This window comes from Ciceribacter sichuanensis (genome assembly GCF_024055605.1).
Taxonomy (GTDB): domain Bacteria; phylum Pseudomonadota; class Alphaproteobacteria; order Rhizobiales; family Rhizobiaceae; genus Allorhizobium; species Allorhizobium sichuanense.
Map to the genome: position 1 here is coordinate 362040 of NZ_JAMXLX010000005.1, position 16482 is coordinate 378521.

Sequence of the window (16482 nt, forward strand, 5' to 3'; positions counted from 1 at the left end):
GGCTGCGGTGACGCGGCCCTCTTTCGTCTACGGTGCCGTCGAACCTGTCGGCGGAATGCGCAGGTCGTCCACGCGTCCAGCGGGGGGCGGTGGCAGGACGCCGTTCCTGACCAGTTGCTCGCGGGGAGAGGGAATGCCGGCGACTGGCAGTGGGGTTGCACCGAGCAGCTCGCTGGAGCCATCGAGTTCCGGATCGAAGAGGTCGATCGGCTGAGTCCTCACGAGGTTCTGCGTTTCTGCCGGGGGCAGTTCAAGGAGAACGGGCAGGTTGCTGGAGTCGAGCCTCACGAGATCCGGGCTCGTCATGTCGCCCAGACGGCGGCGGGCCGCCTTTTCGACATAGAAGGCCAGCTTGCGCTTGCCGGAGGCGGTGAGGCCTATGCCGTCGGTGCCGCGCAGTCGCACCTGCTGGCCGTTTATATCCGAACCGGTTACGATGAAGCGGCCGTCCTGATCGACGAAGCCATCCCAGACATCGACGAACTCGGCGCCGATCTTCTCGGCGGCGGCGCGATAGACACCGTTGAGTGTCAGTGCATCAGCCGTCATGTTCTGAGGACGGAAGGCCGGAAGACCGACCCAGATCAGCGGCAACTGGCGCTGCTTGACGGTGTTGCCGAGAACGGCGATGCGCCGTTCGTATTCCTTGAACCATGCGTCGGTGCGGAAATCCAGCTTGGCCGACGCCGTTTCGATCTGCTGGCGGTCGTTGGCGCCGATTTCGATGACGACAAGGGCTGGCTTCACCTCGTCGAGGATGGCCGGAAGCTGGCTGTGCCAGTCATAATAATCGTCGCGGACAAGCCCGGATGAGCCGTTGCTGCGTTTCTCGATCGCGACACCCGGTGAGGCAGCAAAAGCATCCTTCAAACCATCCGCGAGCCCATCGGCCATGAAGTCGCCGATCACGAGGACCTTGCGCGCATCTTCAAGCTTTGCCGCAGGTGGTGGCGGAGCAGGGGCGGAGGTGGTCGTAATGGTGGTGATGCTGGTAGACGTCGGCTTCTTGCGGGCGCGGGGAGGCTTCGTCTGCTTGCGAGGCATGGGCGGGGGTTCCACATACCGTGGCTCCCTCGTGCCGAACAGCAGGTCGAGCAAATTTCGCCGCTCGCCATATTGCTGGGCGCTAGCCATTTCGGCGACCATCGAGAAGCACGCGACCAGAGACAGGGCGAGGACGATCTTCCTCTGCCGGGTCTTCGTTTGCTGGTTTGTCCCGCGCATTCCTTTGGTCGCCTCTTGCCTGCCTCACCGTCATCGCGAGATGCTTCGATATGTGAAACGCGTCGCGACGGTTGTCAATTCCGCAAGGCGTCAAGCAATACCTTCGACGGCTGTCCGTCCACCGACATGCCGAGCCGAGACTGGATCGCCTCGATCGCTGCCTTGGAGCCTGAGCCGAAATTGCCGTCGATCTTGCCGTCGTAATAGCCCAGCGCCTGCATGCGCGTCTGTAGCTCGAACTTTTCCTTGATGTCGAGCGTGTTGTGCGGGCGCGGCCATGCCTGCTGCATGCCGCCGTAGCCGGCGATCTCGTCGGCCAGCATGCCGACTGCCAGCGCATAGGAATCGGCTGCGTTGTAGCGCTTGATGACGAAGAAATTCTTGGTCATCAGGAAGCCAGGGCCGTTCGGGCCGCCGGGCATCTTCAATTCCGCGCGCTCCGCACCGTTCCTGAAACCCTTGCCGCTCGGTCGGGTAAAGCCGAGGGCCGCCCACTGGGCCAGCGTCTTGGTCTTGCCGGCATGGGCAGCGCCACCGGCGGGAACGACGATTTCGTAACCCCAAGTCTTGCCTGCCTGCCAGTCGTTCTTCTGCAGCAGGTTGGCGGAGGTGGCGAGCGCATCGGGAACGGAATGCCAGATGTCCTTCTTGCCGTTACCGTCCGCATCGATCGCGTAGAGAAGGTAGCTCGACGGAATAAACTGTGTATGACCCATGGCGCCGGCCCAGGATCCCATCAGGCCCTTGGAGGTCACGTCGCCGTTCTGCAGCATCTTGAGGGCCGCGATCAGCTGTTTCTGTGCATATTTGGAACGCTTGGGATCGGCATAGGCAAGCGTCGCCAGCGCACGTGGGACGTGATGAAGCCTTTCCGGCGTCTCGAGGGCTGCGCCGTAGTTCGATTCCATCGACCAGATCGCCAGAAGGATGTTCTTGTCTACACCGAAATGGCGTTCGAGGGCGGCGAGCGTCGGGCCGTACTTGGCAGCCATCTCGCGGCCGATCTTCACGGTATAGGGGTTCACGCGCGAATCGACGTAGTCCCAGATCTGCGACTTGAACTCCGGCTGATAGCGGGCCTTTTCGAGAACGAAATCATCGGGTTCGCTGACGCCGGCGAAAGCCTGGTTATAGGTCTTCTGGCTGATTCCGTTCTGGGCCGCCGTGGCATAGAAGCCATTGATCCACTTCTTGAAGCCGGCGTCGGCACGGGCTTCCACCGGCATCAGACCGGTGAGGATCGAAAAGGCAAGGGCGCCGAAAAGCTTGCGACTGGTCCTGTTCATTGGGCATCTCCCCGTCGAATTTACGGTTCGCTTTCAAGCCGCAGCTGCGGCTGTTCACCCTAGGTTAATGCTATAGCGTCAACAAATTCTTTACCATCGACCGCTTGTCGAGGGTAGCCTTTGCGAAACGGTAGTAAAGATATACTAGTTGGCAAGGGCGTAATGAAGGCGCCTGTAAATTATCCTCCAGGAGGAATGTGTGGTTCAACGAAATAAACTCCGCAAAGCTGTTTTCCCCGTCGCTGGTCTGGGCACGCGTTTCCTTCCCGCGACCAAGGCCGTTCCGAAAGAAATGCTGACCGTTGTCGATAAACCGGTCATTCAATACGTTGTCGATGAAGCGGTTGAAGCAGGAATCGAGCATTTCGTCTTCATCACCGGTCGCGGAAAGGGCGTTATCGAAGACTATTTCGATATCCAGTTCGAACTGGAACAGACCCTGAAGAGCCGCAACAAGAATGCCGAGCTGACGCTGCTTTCCGGCCTGCTTCCCAAGGCGGGTACGGCGAGCTTCACCCGTCAGCAGGAGCCGCTGGGTCTCGGTCACGCCGTCTGGTGCGCCCGTGACATCGTCGGCAACGATCCCTTTGCCCTGCTTCTGCCCGACATGATCATGCGCGGCGAAAAGGGGTGCATGAAGGGCATGGTCGAGCTTTACGAAAAGACCGGTGGCAACGTCATCGCCGTTGAGGAATGCGCTCCCGAGCAGGCCCATAAATACGGCATCGTCGGCGTCGGCGAAATGCTCGAAGGCGGTTTCCGAATTACCGAGATGGTCGAAAAGCCGGCCAAGGGAACTGCACCCTCCAACTTCTTCATCAACGGCCGCTATATCCTGCAACCCGAGATCTTCGCGATCCTCGAAACCCAGGAACGCGGCGCCGGCAATGAAATCCAGCTGACCGACGGCATGCTGAAGCTTGCCAAGGAACAGGCGTTTGCCGGTTATCACTTCAAGGGCGACACCTTTGACTGCGGCGCCAAGGATGGCTTCATCCTCGCCAACGTTGCCTTTGCACTCGATCGTGCGGACATCCGCCCGACCGTCGAAGAGCCGCTCAAGGCTCTCCTTGCGGCCCTCAAGTAAGAGGGCCGTCAGCGCTTGGCGGTCAGGCCGACCATGGCGCGCATCACATTGCTATCTGCGGCGGACTTGTATTCGGTTCTTTCGTAACTGAGGTCCGCCGTCAGATCGAGGTAGCGGTTCACATTCCAGGTCAGCCCGGCGCCGGTGGCATAGGTCACCGTGTCGGGCGGAGCCGTGTCATCCTGATATTCGGTCCAGCGTGATGAGCCTGACAGGCGTGCAACGAGGTTGCTGCGCAAGCGATGCTCGACCTCGGCCGTCAGGGCATAGATGACCGAACCGCTGAGACCGGCGGTGGTCGAGGGATCGATGGTGGTGGTCAGGCCTAGGTTCACGTCGGTGCCCTGCTGCGGCGACCAGTAGACGTTGCCATCGATGGTCATCGCGCCGATTTCCTTCAGGCGATTGTCGTCGAACTGCTGCTGACGGTAACCCAGTCCGATTTCACCCCTCAGCTTTTCACCGAAATCGGCCGAGATGCCTGCCTTGGCCGCATAGAAATCACCCGAGCGGCGGTAACCATCCGAGTCCTCTTTATCGTCATATGCGACGTGGCCGACGGAGACTTCCGTGAACGGGGTGAGCGCCGGCGAAAGCTCGTAGCCGATACGGCCACGCAGCGAGCCCGAGAGACGGTTGCGGTCGCTCAGCGAAACCTTGGAGCCGTCGGAGAGTTCCGCATCGGAATACTGCCAGCGCTCGAGATCGGCGCCGACGGTGCCGCGCAGCTTGCCGAAATCGTGCTCGACCGAAAGCCCGCCATTATACATATGCACACCGGACTGCACGGCCGCGCCCGAAATGGCGTTCGGATCGTTGGTGTCCTCGCGGCTAAAGGAATAGCCCCCGGTAATATGGGCGATGGTGTCGCGGGAGATATCGAGCCGCAGGTCGGCATTGAGGTTTGCGCTCGGTTTCGTCGCGCTATCGCCGGAAAAATTCCTTTGCCAGTAGCCTTCGCCGCCGATTGTCAGTTCATGACGCGACCAGTCGGAGGTGAGGCTGCCTTTCAGGCCGGTTTCCATGTAATTTCGGGTGTCCTTGCCCTCACCGTCCCTAGTGGTCTCGCTGCCGAAGCGCTGGATGAGGGAGGGGCGCAGCACCATGGTGCCGAGACGAACACCATCCGTTTCCGCTGCCTCGCGCCGGATGCGCTGGGAAGTGGCATCGTCCAGCGTCGTCTCGCGCAGGTTCATGCGGCCGAAATCGTCATCCGGCGCGGTGAGGTTCGCATCGGAGAGAACCGGCGTCGCGGTGCTGCCGGTGGCGAGGGGATCGGTTGCCGTTGCGTCTGCGCCGGTCGTGGTTATCGCCTGCGTTCCGGCCGTCGCTGTGGTGGATTGCGCGGTCGTCGATGAGGCGCTGCTACCTGCCATGCTCGCCGGGGGCTGCAGGACCGTCTGGGCCAGCGATGGCGATGCAAAGCCGAATACGCTCGCCAGCAGGACGCCGGCGAGGCGGCGGGTCCTGCGGCAACGGTCGTGAGCCGTTCCGGTCTCTGAATTCTCTACCATCGGGTTATTGCTCGAAGCTTGAATGCTTACCCAAACGTAAAGTCATGTGGTTAATGTTTGGTTGCCATGCTGTCTGCAGCATCGGTCGGGTGGCTAACGGCCGCAGCGTCGGCGTGTGGACAGTGCGGAGCAAAAGCAGTATGGGACTGCCATGATAAAGCGCGCTGTCAATCTCGTCGAAGCCGGTGCAGTCGAATCGGCTCTCAGGGTCGTCACGACCGAACGCAATGCTCTGGAGGCGCTGGAAGCGGCCCTGACCAATGGCCTTGCCGGTCCCTTCTGTAATGCCGTCAACATCATAGGCGGCATTACCGGCCGGGTGATCGTGACCGGCGTCGGAAAGAGCGGCCATATCGGCACGAAGATCGCCGCGACCTTCGCTTCGACCGGCACGCCTGCCTTCTTCGTCCATCCTGCCGAGGCCAATCATGGCGATCTCGGCATGATTGGCCGCGACGATGCGATCCTTGCGATGTCATGGGGCGGCGAGAGCCAGGAGTTGCAGGGCATCCTCAATTATTCCCGCCGCTTCTCCATTCCGCTGATCGCAATGACGGCGGGAGAGAGCTCGACGCTTGCCCGCGAAGCGGATGTCGTGCTGTTGCTGCCGAAGGTTCAGGAAGCCTGTCCGCACGGGCTTGCGCCCACTTCATCTACGGTCATGCAGCTTGCCATGGGCGATGCGATCGCGATCTCCCTGCTCGAAGCTCGTGGCTTCACGCCGAGCGACTTCCGCATCTTCCACCCCGGCGGCAAGCTGGGGGCCAGCCTTACCCATGTGCGCGATATCATGCACACGGGTGACCGGCTGCCGCTGGTCAAGCACGGCACGCCGATGCCGGAGGCGATCGTCACCCTGTCGCACAAGCATTTCGGCTGCGTTGCCGTTCTGGATGATGACGGCAAGCTCTGCGGTATCGTCACCGAGGGCGACATGGCGCGCAATCTGACGCGTAACCTTGCGGAACTCTGCGTCGATGACGTGATGACCCGCACGCCGAAGACCATCAAGCCGACCACGCTTGCGACCTCGGCACTTGCCACGCTCAACGAGAACAGCATCGGCGCGCTGATCGTTGTCGATGAAGACAACCGGCCGATCGGTCTCGTTCATTTCCACGATCTCTTGCGGATCGGGGTTGCCTGAGCGATAGAGCATTTTCGGCGAAACGGAAGCGCCAGCAATGCTCTATCTCTTTGTCTCGACGTAATTCCTGACGTAAAACGGCTTACACTTTTGCTGGAATTGTTCCTGACAATCAGGCTTTTTCCACCGTCAGGTCGCGGCCGTTACCCGCGATGACCTTCACTTTGGTGCCGGCCGGCAGGTCCGGTCCCTGCACAGACCAGTGGGTATCGTCCAGCCTGATCCGCCCGCGCCCTTCGGTGATGGGCTCGGCCAGCGTTGCTGTGCGTCCGACGAGGCTTGCGGTGCGCTGATTGAGCATCGGCTCGTCGGTGACGACGTGGCCGGTGCCGAGAAGACGGCGGCCAAGCAGGGTGGAGGCGACCGCGAGGACGGAAAACAGCACCAGTTGAACCTGCCAGGTCCAGAGCGAGACCTCCCACAGAACCAGCGACAGGGCTCCGGTGATCAGTGCCGCAATGCCGATCCAGACGAGGAAGACGCCCGGCACGAGGAGCTCCGCAGCCAGCAGAACGAGGCCGAGCAGCCACCAACTCCAGGGACCGAGTTCGATGATCATGCGGCTCAGCATGGCTCAGCCCTCCGTGTTCTGACCGAAGGGGTTCACCGGCGGCGTCGAGCGGGTGACCGGTGCGGCGGGGCGCGGACGCGGTGCCGGAGCGGGTGTCGCGGCATCGCCGAAGACTTCCCGCGCAATCGCGCCGATACCGCCCAGCGAGCCGATCAGGCTGGAGGCTTCCATTGGCATCAGCACGATCTTGGCGTTGGAAGCCGTGCCGATCGCGGCCATGGCTTCCGTGTATTTCTGGGCGACGAAATAGTTGATGGCATTGACGTCGCCGGCCGCGATCGCGTCTGAGACGAAGCGTGTCGCCTTGGCTTCGGCTTCCGCCAGACGCTCGCGGGCCTCGGCCTCGCGGTATGCCGCCTCGCGCTGGCCTTCGGCCTGAAGGATCGCCGATTGCTTGGCGCCCTCGGCGCGCAGGATCTGGGCGTTTCGGAAGCCCTCGGCTTCCAGCACCTGAGCGCGCTTCTCGCGCTCGGCTTTCATCTGGCGGGCCATGGCGTCGACCAGATCCTTCGGCGGCTGGATGTCCTTGATTTCGACGCGGGTGACCTTGATGCCCCAGGGCCCGACGGCTTCGTCGACCACCTTCAGCAGCCGGTCGTTGATCGCCTCGCGGTTCGACAGCAACTCGTCGAGATCCATGGACCCCATGACCGAACGGATGTTGGTCATGGTGAGGTTCAGGATGGCATTCTGGAGGTCTGCGACCTGATAGGCCGCCTGCGCCGCATTCAGGATCTGGTAGAAGGCAACGGCATCGGCCGAGACGCTGGCATTGTCCTTGGTGATGACTTCCTGGGTCGGGACATCAAGCACCTGCTCCATCACGTTCATCTTTGCGCCGATGCGTTCGATGAAGGGAATGATGAGGTTGAGGCCGGGCTCGAGTGTGCGGGTATAGCGGCCAAAGCGCTCGATGGTGTAGCGGAAGCCCTGCGGTACCGTCTTGATCCCCGCGAAGAGAACGAGAATAACCAGTACGACAAGCGCGATAACGACGATATCGGGACCTGCGAACCCCATGATGTGCCCTCCTGTTTCCGAACGCGTTCTTTATAGTGTGCTTCGGTGTCTTTCTAACATCGGATGACGGCGTTTCCATTGCAAGGTCAGGGCCGCGGAGGGTGCGATCATTTCGGCTGGCCCTGATCGGCTCAGACCCAGCCCTGCAGTTCCCGACGGACGACCTTCTCCAATACGCTCATGCCTTCGGGAGTGTCGTTCAGGCAGGGAATGTGCACGAATTTTTCGCCGCCATTGTGATGGAAGATCTCGCCTGCCTCACCGGCGATTTCCTCAAGCGTTTCGAGGCAGTCGGACACAAAGCCCGGGTTCATGATGGCGACGCGCTTCACGCCCTCCTTGCCGAGCTTTTCCATGGTCTTGTCGGTATAGGGTTGCAGCCATTCCTCCGGTCCGAAACGGGACTGGAAGGTGATCATGAAGTCTTTCTCCGAGCGCCCGAGCCGCTCGCGCAGCAGGCGACCGGTCTTCATGCAGTGGCAGTAATAGGGGTCGCCCTGCCGGAAATAGGATTGTGGGATGCCGTGGAACGAGGTGATCAGGAGTTCCGGCTCCCAGTCGAGCGTTGCCAGCTTCTTCTCGACCGATACCGCGAGAGCGTCGATATAGGCGGGGTCATCGTGATAGGGAGGCACGGTGCGCAGGGCCGGCTGCCAGCGCATCTTCATCAGGTGTTCGAAAGCCTTGTCGTTGACGGTTGCCGTGGTCGACGCCGCATATTGCGGATAGAGCGGGAAGAGCAGGATTTTCTCGCAGCCGGCGGCATGCAGCGCATCGATCTTCGAGGCGATGGAAGGCTGGCCGTAGCGCATTCCCCATTCGACGACGACGTTGGGCAGGTCCTTCAGCGCGGCCGACATCAGTTCTGCCTGGCTGCGTGTGTAGGTCCGCAGATAGCTTTCGTCCCTGTCCTTGTTCCAGATCGCCTCATAGGCCTTGCCGACCTTCTGCGGGCGGGTGTTGAGCACGATGCCGAACAGGATCGGATACCATTTCCACGGCGACCATTCGATGACGCGTTTGTCCGTCAGGAACTCCCTCAAATAGCGACGCATCGAGGTGTAGTCGGTGCCATCGGGTGTTCCAAGATTGACGAGAAGTACGCCTACCTTGCCGAAACGGACGGGCGGATGATTGGAAGGCAGGTGGGAAATATCTGCGGTCATGTCGTGGTTCCTGCTGGTTGCACCGGATGCAATACGAATGCGAACGGCGCCAGGATCAGTTCTTAAAAGCAAAAACCGGCCCGGGGAAGCCCGGACCGGTTCCGTTCATGCGGCAAACTGCCCTTGCTTACTTGGCCGGCAGCTGCAGTTCCTTGCCCACACCGATGATGTTGGGGTTCTTCAGCGCATTGGCTTCGGCGATCTTCTTCCACATCATGCCGTCGCCATAGGTTGCGGCCGCGATCTTCCACAGGCTGTCGCCCGAAACCACCTTGTAGACGGTGGCTGCAGCCGTTGCCGCGGCCGAGGCCGGAGCAGCGGTTTCCGCAGTTGCTGCCGGTCCGGCAGGAGCAGCCGGTTCCGTTACAGTCGCTTCGACAGCCGCCGAAGAAGCGACTTCGGTGATGCGGCCGTCGGTATAGGGCTTGTAGGGAGCGTTCTTGGCGAGGTAGTCGGCGACCACCGTTTCGAGGCCGGGACCGAAGTCATAGGCGTTCTGGCCGGCTGTCGCGAAGATCTTGTAGCCGTCGCCGCCGGCGCGCATGTAGTTGTTTGTGGCGACGCCGTAGAGCTTTTCGGGGTCCAGCGGCACGAAGGCGTCGCCTTCCTTCACCTCGACGGAGACGACGCGCTTGCCGGGCTCCTGCGACTTGTCGAAGGAATATTTCAGGCCGGAGACCTGCGGGAAGCGGCCGGCGCCGTCCTGGATCTGGCTGAGGCCGTTTTCAAGCGCCGCGACGATATCGGACCCCTTGAGCCGGAAAGTGGCGAGCGTGTTCTGGAAAGGCAGGACGGTCAGCACTTCGCCCATGGAGACCGTGCCGGCATCGATCGATGCACGCAGGCCGCCGCCGTTCTGGATCGCGATGGTGATGCCCTGATCCTTGACGCGGTCGACCATGGCGTCGGCCACGAGGTTGCCCATCGTGCATTCCTTGACGCGGCAGACTTCGCGGGAACCCTCGATCATCTCGGCGGTCTCGCCGATTTCCTTCTTCTTCAGCTCCTCGATCGGGCCGGCGAGTTCGGCGACCTTGGCGGTGTAGCCGGCATCGGGGGTGACGGACGCATCGAGCAGGATGGGAGCGCCTTCCGCGGACTTTACTGCGCCGGCGTCATCGAAGACGACCTTCAGGTCGCCGAGATATTTCGAATAGGCATAGGCCGTGACGATCGGCACTTCCTTGCCAGACGGGTTCTTGACCAGTGTCGGATAGGGGCCGACGGCCTTCTCATCGGTGCTGGAAAGCAGGGTGTGGCTGTGGCCGCCGACGATGACGTCGATACCGTCAACCGCTGCAGCGATGCGCTGGTCCACCGTGTAGCCGACGTGGGAGAGCAGCACGATCTTGTTGACGCCCTGTGCCTCGATCTCCTTCACGGCTTCCTTCAGGTAACCAATGGGTTCTGCAAAGAGGATGCTGTCGCCGGGCGAGGAGGTCTCGTCCGTGTCGGTGGCGAGAACGCCAACGACCGCAACCTTCTCCGAACCGAATTCCTTGATGATATAGGGCTTGAACTTGTCAGCCACCGGCGAGTCCAGACCCGCGAGCGTGTTGCCGGAGATCATCGGGAATTTCAGGGCCTCGATGAATTTGGCAAGCTCTTCCGGACCGTCGTCGAATTCGTGGTTGCCGATTTCAATGGCGTCGAAGCCGATGCCGTTCATGAATTCGGCGATCGGAGCGCTCTTGTAGGTGGTGTAGAACAGCGAGCCCTGGAACTGGTCGCCGGCATCCAGCGTCAGGATGTTCTTGCCGGCCAGTTCATTGCGGCGGGTATCGATCGCACTCTTCATGCGGGCGATGCCGCCGAAGCACTCGTTCTTGCCTGCCTCTTCCGTGGAGCAGGTGGAATCGAACTTGTTGATCGCTTCGATGCGTGAATGGAAATCGTTGATATGCAGGATATTCAGCTCGAAATCGGCAAAGGCGCCGGTGGCCGAGATCGCGAGCGCGGATGCGCTCAAGAGGCCGAACCGAAGGTGTCTCAACATCGCTTTTCTCCTGTTTTCGTAAATCGACAAACGCATGCTACTCCGCAATCCTGTAGGTTTTTTCGTGCCTTGGAGCCGGGCGGATGTTTTCATCAAGTGGATGCGACTGCAAGAGAAAATGCTCGTCGCGGAAGTGGGCAAAAATGGAAAAACCGACCGGCACGGGTGCCGGCCGGTCTTATCCGGAAATCGTAATGTTCGGGTAGTCCCGCTCTCAGCTGCGGCGGGTGAGCGAGAACTGACCGCCAGAGTCCGAGGTGCAGTTGAGCTGGGTCGGGGTGACCAGCGCGCAATTGACCTTGGACTGGGTGTTGCGCACATGCGAGGTCATGTTGATCTCGACGAGGCGATCCGAAACCGACGTGTAGGTGCCGGATGCCAGAAGCTGGTTGGTGTCGGTGGTCCGCGTGGCGAAGGTGCCGCCCTGGAATGTCGAGATGATGCCGTTCGGATCCGACCATGCTCCTTCGACAGTCGGCGCCTGGTTGTTAACCACGGGCAGCGGCCGTGGGCCACTCGAATAGCAGGCTGAAAGCGTCGTTGCGCAGGCCAGCAATGCCACCACGGTTGTCTTCTTCATCGTTGTCTCCAGCATAAATTTCAGCGACTCTCGGCGTGGGAACCGGAAGACGTATTTTGCCGAACCATGCCGCGAAGACATGGTGAAAGCAAGGCCGGAGGCCTGGTTGAAGCGCTTTATTCCGGGGTGTTTGCCCATGTCGGGTTCCCGAAAAAGCAGAAGCCCGCCGCGATGGCGACGGGCTTCTTTCTTCATTTCTGGACTGCGGCTCAGCGAACCAGAATGTTCTTGAACTGCCAGGGATCCTTCTCGTCGATGTCTTCGGGGAAGAGGCCCGGGCGACCTGCGAGCGGGGTCCAGTCGGTGTAGTGTCCTTCGACCGGGCCGAGATAGGGCGACTGCACTTCGAGGCAGCGCTTGTAGTCCATTTCGTCGGCTTCGACGATGCCGGCCTTCGGGTTTTCAAGAGCCCAGACCATGCCGGCGAGAACAGCGGAGCTGACCTGCAGGCCGGTGGCGTTCTGGTAAGGTGCGATACGGCGGGTTTCCTCGAGCGAGAGGCGCGAGCCGTACCAGTAGGCATTCTTGTCGTGGCCGTAGAGCAGCACGCCGAGTTCATCAAGGCCTTCGACCAGTTCGTTCTCGTCCAGGACGTGCAGGACCGGCTGCGCGGTGCCGCCGTTGCCGAACATTTCGTGCAGGGAGAGTACGGCGTCGTTGGCCGGATGATAGGCATAGTGGCAGGTCGGACGATAGACGACTTCGCCATCCTTCTCGACCGTGAAGTAGTCGGCAATCGAGATCGACTCGTTATGGGTGACGAGGAAACCGTATTGCGGGCCGGGGGTCGGGCACCAGGTGCGCACGCGGGTGTTGGCGCCCGGCTGCTCCAGATAGATTGCGGCCTTGCAGCCCTTCTTGTGCTTCTTGGCGTTCTTCGGCATCCAGTTTTCGTGGGTGCCCCAGCCGAGTTCTGCCGGCTGCAGACCTTCGGAAATGAAGCCTTCCACCGACCAGGTGTTCCAGAAGACGTTGAGTGGCTTCGGGTTCTTGGTGAGCTGGGTGTCGCGTTCGGCGATGTGAATACCCTTGACGCCGACCTTCTTCATCAGCTTTGCCCAGCCGTCGCGGTCGTCGGCAGACGGCTCATCGAACTTCACGCCGAGTTCATGAGCGACGTTGACGAGAGCCTGCTTGACGAACCAGGAGACCATGCCGGGGTTTGCGCCGCAGGTGGAAACCGCGGTGGTGCCTCCCGGGTTTTTCCGCTTCTCTGCGCGCGCAGTTTCGCGCAGCGCATAGTTGGTGCGGTCGGAGTTCTTGAGGTTCTTGTCGAAGTAGAAGCCGAGCCAGGGCTCGACGACGGTGTCGATGTAGAGCACGTCGAGCTTGCGGCAGAGCTTCATCAGATCGACCGAACCGGTATCGACGGAAAGGTTTACGCAGAAGCCCTGGCCTCCGCCTGCGGTGAGCAGGGGCTTCAGCAGCTCCTTGTAGTTGTCCTTGGTAACATGGGCCTGGATGTGCTTGACGCCATGCTTAGCCAGCAGTTCGGCCTCGTCGTTGCGGGGATCGATGACCACCATCCGGCTCTTGTCGAACTTGAAGTGGCGTTCGATCAGGGGCAGTGTTCCGCGGCCGATCGAGCCGAAGCCGATCATGACGATCGGGCCGGTGATCTCACCGTAAACCGGATAGGCTTCTGTGGTCATTTGGTTCTCCTTGGGTGCAGCTTTGGTGCAGCGATCGGGCTTTCCGACATTCGCGCTCTAGATCATAGATTTCAGACATAATAAAGGGCGCTCACCGATCGGTAACGCCTGTTTATGACGGTTGTTTTGCGGATTCATGGCGTCGTCCTCGACGGAAATGATCCGCACACGCTCCATGTCCGCGATACCGCAGCCTTTCAGGCTTCCGATGCGACCTTCTGCCTCGCGACATCGAGCAGACAGTCGACCAGTTCCCGGCGCTTTTCCGCAAGGCCCTTGTAGTTCACCTGATCCTCCTCGAGCGCTTCGAGCTGGGCGGCCATCGAAGCTGCGAGGCGCGCGCCGTCAGGCGCTTCCATGATCGCCTTCAATGGGTCGAGATATATGCGGACGGTAAACAGCAGATCGCCAGTCTGCGGCAGCCGCCGGAGCACCTGACGCTCGATGCGGATGATGGCATTGGCTGCGGCGACGCCCGGCGAGTTCGGCTCGATCGCCGTCTTCTCGGGACGGGGATGGTAAAGCGCGTAGCGCCAGTTGACCGACCAGTTGTAGCGCTTGACCGGCTGGTTCATATCCAGCTTGTCGAACATGCGGTTGATGAGGGTGGCGTTGCGGGTGCCGCCCTGAAAGCCCGGAACGCCGGCATGGATCTGGTCCATCGGTTTCATGAACTTTTCCGGCAGCGACCATGAGGAAGGAAAGGCGAGGTGGGCGGCCACAAGCGTCCAGCCGTCTTCCTTCCGGCGCAGGATGAGGAGATCGTCCTGAACGAGCGACCCGGCGCGCAGCAGCGGGGGCCTCGTTTCATCGGAAAGATCGACCGAATGGCCGGCCATTTCGACAATGTCGCCACGGCGGCTGTAAATGCCGGCATGACGGGTCGTTACGTGCTCCGTGAGCAGGGCAAGCGTCTCTCGCTGGGCATCGAGCGATTCAGGCGCCGCAAGGAAGATATTGTCGAAATGGGTTTTCTCCAGCGCCTTCTTTTCCGCGAGAAAGGTCGCGAGATCGCCGTCGGGTTCGATCCAGTCGTTCAGGTCAATGGGGGTGAGGCCAATGGAGAAGGGCTTGGAGGAGCCGTCATAAGGCGTATAGGCGGGGGGTGTGTGGGTGGGGATCATCTTCAGTTTCGGCGGGCGAGAGGAAGATGCAGTCTCTCCTCAACCCTGAAGCTTTTCAAGTCCGTTGGCGACACGGGTGAGGGCGACCTCGACAATATCGTAGTCGGCGATCCCGTGGAGGGTGAAAGGATCGGCCGCGACGAAGGCCTCGATTGCTGCGCGCTCTCCAACCGCGAGCACAACGCCGCCGGTGCGGGGAACCTTGCGGCCGGAGGCGAGGAACATGCCGCTGTCATAGCCTTCCTTCACCCAAGCCATATGCGGTTCCATATAGCGGTCGGCTTCCTCATTCGACTTCTTGTAGGTGAGGGAAAGAATGAACATCAGGCGTCACTTTCAACGAGTTCGGCGCGGATCAGGCCACGCAGGGAATTTCCGACGAAGAGCTTGCGGAACTTCAGGTCCTCCGGCTTCAGCACCTCGCTCCGCGCCTTGCGTTGGCGAATGAGTTCCGCCCTCAGCACACCGGGCAGCAGGCCGCTCAACAGGGCGGGGGTGACGAGTTGGCCGTCCTCGGCTTCGGCAAAGAGGTTGGTGATGGTGCCTTCGCAGACTTCGCCGCGTTCATTGAGAAGGAGCACCTCGTCGGCCTCTTCCTTTTTGAAGGTGGCGCGTGCCTCTTCATAGGGTTCGCGGCGCGAGGTTTTGTGGCGATAGAGCGCGTCGTCTGATTTCAGGCGGTTGGGCGCGATCCTGAGTTTCCAGACGGTCTCTTCCGCCACTGGCTCGAAGGGCGAAGTGGTGATCTCGATCTTGCCGCGAAAGCTCATCGTCAGCCGGACCCGCAGCGGCGCGTCGCCGCCCACTTCGGCGTTAAGCTTGCCGGCGGCATCCTGTGGCTGGCGAAAACCCAGCGCGTCGGCGGAGCGGCAGAGCCGGCGCAGGTGCTGGTCAAGCCGCACGAAACCTTCATCCGGTTGCCAGCGTATCGTCTCGATCAGCGAGAAATCCATTGGTCCCCTACCGCAAAGCGCGCCTTGAGCAGACATTCCTCATATTCGGCCTCGGCTTTCGAATCGAAAACGATGCCGCCGCCGACATTGAAGACGGCGCGGTGGTCGTTGAAAAGTGCCAGAGTGCGGATGGCCACCGAAAAACGCATCGGTCCCGCCGGATCGCAATAACCGATGGCACCGCAATAGACGTCCCGCGGACCCGCTTCCAGTTCGTGAAGAATGCGCATCGCCCACATTTTCGGAGCGCCGGTGATCGATCCGCAGGGAAAGAGTGCGCGAAAGATCTCGGGCAGGCCAATGTCGGGCAGCAGCTTCGCCCTGACATGGCTGACCATCTGATGCACGGTCGGATAGGTCTCGATGTCGAAGAGTTTCGGCACCGACAGCGTGCCGACCTCGCTAATGACGGAGATGTCGTTGCGAAGCAGATCGACGATCATCCGGTTCTCGGCCTGCGTCTTCTCGTCGGCGAGCATGGCGGCGATGATCGCCTCGTCCTCTTCCGATGATTTGCCACGCGGGGCCGTGCCCTTCATCGGGTGGGTCTCGATCCAGCCATCGCGGTCTGTCGAGAAGAAGAGTTCGGGCGAGCGCGACAGGATGACCGGACCACCGAGATCGATGAGCGCGCCGTAATGGACCGGCTGCCGGGCGACGAGCGACCAGAAGGCGGCGCGGGCGCTGCCGGACCAGCTTGCCGTCACCGGCATGGTGAGATTGGCCTGATAACAGTCGCCCCGTCGGATATGCCGGTGCAGTCTGTCGAAGCGCTCGCGATAGGTTTCGAAATCCCAGGCGGCGTGTGGATCGGTCAGGAAGGGTTCTGCTGCCCGTTCTTCCGGCGCGGATGCCAATGGATGATCGGGATCTTCAGGGGCGTCGAAGATACCGATTGAAAGAAGCGGCGTTTCCCTGTCGTCAACGATCAGCGGGCGGAGCTTTTCCTCGAAGACATAACCTGCCTCATAGGAGACGTAGCCGGCGAGCCATCTGCCGGCCCGGCGTGCTTCTTCCAGTCTGGCGAGGGCGGGCAACACGTCTTCGGCTTTCCGCGCGGTGACGATCTCGCGCGGTTCGGCGAACAGCAGGCTTGTTCCGCGACGGTCATCGCGGAACAGCGCATAGGCGGAATGGTCAGCCATGGGGCTGGGCGTTCTCC

15 protein-coding genes are annotated in these 16482 nt (G+C 61.1%); 2 read left to right on the forward strand and 13 right to left on the reverse strand.

Annotation, left to right across the window (positions count from 1 at the left end):
- Positions 1 to 27 precede the first annotated feature (27 nt).
- On the reverse strand, positions 28 to 1224 hold the full coding sequence (locus tag NBH21_RS17115) for an SGNH/GDSL hydrolase family protein (protein ID WP_250915446.1): 1197 nt from the start codon (positions 1222 to 1224) through the stop codon (positions 28 to 30).
- Between the two features lie 74 nt (positions 1225 to 1298).
- Positions 1299 to 2510: a lytic murein transglycosylase gene (locus tag NBH21_RS17120; protein WP_250915447.1), complete on the reverse strand. Its 1212-nt coding sequence runs from the start codon at positions 2508 to 2510 to the stop codon at positions 1299 to 1301.
- A 199-nt stretch (positions 2511 to 2709) separates the two neighbouring features.
- Here NBH21_RS17120 and galU point away from each other — a divergent pair, with 199 nt between their 5' ends.
- Positions 2710 to 3597, forward strand: a complete 888-nt coding sequence (galU, locus tag NBH21_RS17125; RefSeq protein WP_250915448.1) for a UTP--glucose-1-phosphate uridylyltransferase GalU — start codon at positions 2710 to 2712, stop codon at positions 3595 to 3597.
- 8 nt (positions 3598 to 3605) lie between these two features.
- Here the strand turns inward: galU and NBH21_RS17130 are convergent, their stop codons facing one another.
- Positions 3606 to 5111, reverse strand: a complete 1506-nt coding sequence (locus NBH21_RS17130; protein ID WP_250915449.1) for an outer membrane beta-barrel protein — start codon at positions 5109 to 5111, stop codon at positions 3606 to 3608.
- A 151-nt stretch (positions 5112 to 5262) separates the two neighbouring features.
- Between NBH21_RS17130 and NBH21_RS17135 the strand changes: the two genes are divergently transcribed.
- Positions 5263 to 6258, forward strand: coding sequence for a KpsF/GutQ family sugar-phosphate isomerase (locus NBH21_RS17135; RefSeq protein WP_250915450.1), 996 nt, complete (start codon positions 5263 to 5265; stop codon positions 6256 to 6258).
- Between the two features lie 112 nt (positions 6259 to 6370).
- Here the strand turns inward: NBH21_RS17135 and NBH21_RS17140 are convergent, their stop codons facing one another.
- The 10 genes from NBH21_RS17140 to NBH21_RS17185 form a co-directional block, all read right to left on the reverse strand.
- Entirely contained in the window at positions 6371 to 6829 is a 459-nt protein-coding gene (locus tag NBH21_RS17140; protein ID WP_250915451.1) for an NfeD family protein, read from the reverse strand.
- Between the two features lie 3 nt (positions 6830 to 6832).
- Complete coding sequence (locus NBH21_RS17145; protein ID WP_250915452.1) at positions 6833 to 7849, reverse strand: SPFH domain-containing protein; 1017 nt, start codon at positions 7847 to 7849, stop codon at positions 6833 to 6835.
- Positions 7850 to 7980: 131 nt separating this feature from the next.
- The gene (hemH, locus tag NBH21_RS17150; protein ID WP_250915453.1) at positions 7981 to 9015 is read right to left on the reverse strand and encodes a ferrochelatase; all 1035 of its coding nucleotides are present in this window, start codon (positions 9013 to 9015) and stop codon (positions 7981 to 7983) included.
- Between the two features lie 127 nt (positions 9016 to 9142).
- Entirely contained in the window at positions 9143 to 11011 is a 1869-nt protein-coding gene (locus NBH21_RS17155) for a 5'-nucleotidase C-terminal domain-containing protein (RefSeq protein WP_250915454.1), read from the reverse strand.
- A 214-nt stretch (positions 11012 to 11225) separates the two neighbouring features.
- Positions 11226 to 11591 (reverse strand): outer membrane lipoprotein Omp10, encoded by a 366-nt coding sequence (omp10, locus tag NBH21_RS17160; protein WP_250915455.1) that lies wholly within the window; start codon positions 11589 to 11591, stop codon positions 11226 to 11228.
- A gap of 209 nt (positions 11592 to 11800) precedes the next feature.
- On the reverse strand, positions 11801 to 13243 hold the full coding sequence (locus tag NBH21_RS17165) for a homospermidine synthase (RefSeq protein ID WP_250915456.1): 1443 nt from the start codon (positions 13241 to 13243) through the stop codon (positions 11801 to 11803).
- 197 nt (positions 13244 to 13440) lie between these two features.
- Positions 13441 to 14367 carry a heme-dependent oxidative N-demethylase family protein gene (locus NBH21_RS17170; protein WP_250915457.1) on the reverse strand — a complete coding sequence of 309 codons (927 nt, stop codon included), beginning with the start codon at positions 14365 to 14367 and terminating at the stop codon, positions 13441 to 13443.
- Between the two features lie 39 nt (positions 14368 to 14406).
- Positions 14407 to 14691 (reverse strand): YciI family protein, encoded by a 285-nt coding sequence (locus NBH21_RS17175; RefSeq protein ID WP_250915458.1) that lies wholly within the window; start codon positions 14689 to 14691, stop codon positions 14407 to 14409.
- Positions 14691 to 15320: an aminotransferase class IV family protein gene (locus NBH21_RS17180; protein ID WP_250915459.1), complete on the reverse strand. Its 630-nt coding sequence runs from the start codon at positions 15318 to 15320 to the stop codon at positions 14691 to 14693. Before NBH21_RS17180 ends, NBH21_RS17175 begins: the two co-directional genes overlap by 1 nt.
- Complete coding sequence (locus NBH21_RS17185) at positions 15305 to 16465, reverse strand: aminodeoxychorismate synthase component I (protein WP_250915460.1); 1161 nt, start codon at positions 16463 to 16465, stop codon at positions 15305 to 15307. The genes NBH21_RS17180 and NBH21_RS17185 overlap by 16 nt, the downstream gene beginning before the upstream one ends.
- Positions 16466 to 16482: the final 17 nt, after the last annotated feature.